A 1,990-nucleotide genomic window follows, 5' to 3' on the forward strand; every position below is an offset into this window, starting at 1 on the left:
TCCTGGCGTTGCGTGAGGGACACGCAACAAGTCAGCGATCAAAATTGCCTGGGCACGCATAGTTGCCAAATAATGTATGATACTCATCATGCGAAACACCAAAATCAACGCCAGAACGGCTGCCAAGGAGGCCTCCCACGAACGCATCGTCTCCGTGGCCGCGCGGGCAATACGCCGCAGCGGCTATAGCGGCACCGGCGTGGCCGACATCATGAAAGAGGCCGGCCTGACCCATGGTGCGTTTTACGCCCACTTCGCGTCGCGCGAGGCCATGCTGGCCGAAGCCGCAACGCGGGCCTGTGCCGAATCGGCTGCCGTGGTGGCGGGTGTTGCGGCCGGCTCGCCGCCTGAACAGGCCATGGCGGCCATGCTGCGCGCCTACCTCTCGCCGGAGCACCGGGAGCAGATCGAGATGGGCTGTCCCTTGGCCGCGCTGGGTTCGGAGACACCGCGCCAGGCGCCTGAAGTGCGCCGCGCGACCACCCGCCACATCAAGGAAATGGTGGATTTCGTCGCCCGCCAGTCACCCGATTGGGGCCAGCCCGGCGCCCACGAGCGCGCGCTGGCGACGGTCGCCACCATGGTCGGCACCTTGCTGCTGGCGCGCGTGGTCGACGAGCCCGCGCTGGCGGACAGCTTTTGCGAAGCCGCGCTGAAGCAGCTGGTACCGGTCTCCCACTGAATTCTCTTTTTGAGCCATGCCTGCTTTTTTCCTCGCAATTATGTATGACGATCATCATTCCAAATTCACTTCACGCTGAAAGAACAACACCATGAACCCCCACTACAAAGTTGTCCTGGTGACAGGCGCCTCCTCAGGCATAGGCGAAGCGGTTGCGCTGCGGCTTTCGCAGGCCGGCTACAAGGTCTACGGCACCAGCCGGCGCGGCGGCCGGGCAGGTGGTCAGCCCTTCGAGATACTGCCACTGGATGTGACCCAGGACGCGTCGGTTGAAGCCGCGGTGCAACAGCTGATTCAGCTTGAAGGCCGCATCGACCTGCTGGTCAACAACGCGGGCTTCGGGGTCGCCCCGGCCGGTGCGGAGGAAAGTTCGATCGCGCAGGCCCAGGCGATCTTTGACACCAACTTCTTCGGGATCGTCCGGATGACGCGCGCCGTCGTGCCGCACATGCGCCGACAGGGCGCGGGACGCATCATCAATATCGGCTCGGTGCTTGGTTTCCTGCCAATGCCGTACGGGGCACTGTATGCGGCGACGAAGCATGCGATCGAAGGCTACTCCGAGTCGCTCGACCATGAGCTACGCACGAGGGGCATCCGGGTCTCGGTCATCGAGCCCGCATACACGAAGACGCCGTTCGACGCGAACTTCCTGGAACCCGACACCAAGCTCGAGGAGTACCGCGAGGTTCGCGCCGCCGTGAGCCAGCGCGTGAAGGAAGTGATGGCGACTGCGGAACAGCCGGGCGTCGTGGCGGACGTCGTGCTGAAAGCTGCCAGTGCCGCTCGCCCCAAACTCCGATACACCGCAGGCGGACTCGCGAGTCGCCTGCGATTCCTCCGGACATTTGCGCCTGCTGGTCTGGTGGATGCCGGGATTCGAAAAGATCTGCGGCTCRACGTGATGCCAACAGTGAAAACATCATGAAAGCATTCATCGTTGAACGTTATGGAAAAAAAAGCAGTTTGCGGTTGACGGACATGCCGAGCCCGGAGCTGCGCGATGACGAGGTCATGGTCCAGGTGCATGCCGCTGGTGTGAACCAGCTGGACTTCAAAATCCGCGACGGCGAGTTCAAACTCATACTGCCCTATCGCCTGCCTCTCATTCTGGGCCACGACGTCGCTGGGGTGGTCGTCAAGGTCGGCCCAGGCGTGCGGCAGTTCAAGCCGGGCGATGAGGTCTACGCCCGGCCGGATGATTTCCGGATCGGTACCTTCGCTGAATTCGTCCCGGTCAAGGAGGCATCCCTGGCGCTCAAGCCTGCGGGGCTCACGATGGAAGAAGCCGCTTCCATTCCCCTGGTG

General features: G+C 62.9%; 3 protein-coding genes. All 3 read left to right on the top strand.

Features of this window, described 5'->3' with window-relative positions; translation table 11 throughout:
* Positions 1-76 precede the first annotated feature (76 nt).
* Entirely contained in the window at positions 77-682 is a 606-nt protein-coding gene (locus tag AC1D1X_RS21795) for a TetR/AcrR family transcriptional regulator (protein ID WP_477670170.1), read from the top strand.
* A 91-nt stretch (positions 683-773) separates the two neighbouring features.
* Positions 774-1,610, top strand: coding sequence for an oxidoreductase (locus tag AC1D1X_RS21800; RefSeq protein ID WP_477699163.1), 837 nt, complete (start codon positions 774-776; stop codon positions 1,608-1,610).
* The coding region (locus tag AC1D1X_RS21805; protein WP_477699164.1) for an alcohol dehydrogenase catalytic domain-containing protein at positions 1,607-1,990 on the top strand (384 nt) is incomplete at its 3' end. The genes AC1D1X_RS21800 and AC1D1X_RS21805, both read left to right, overlap by 4 nt.

This window comes from Polaromonas sp. P1_G4, assembly GCF_056405475.1.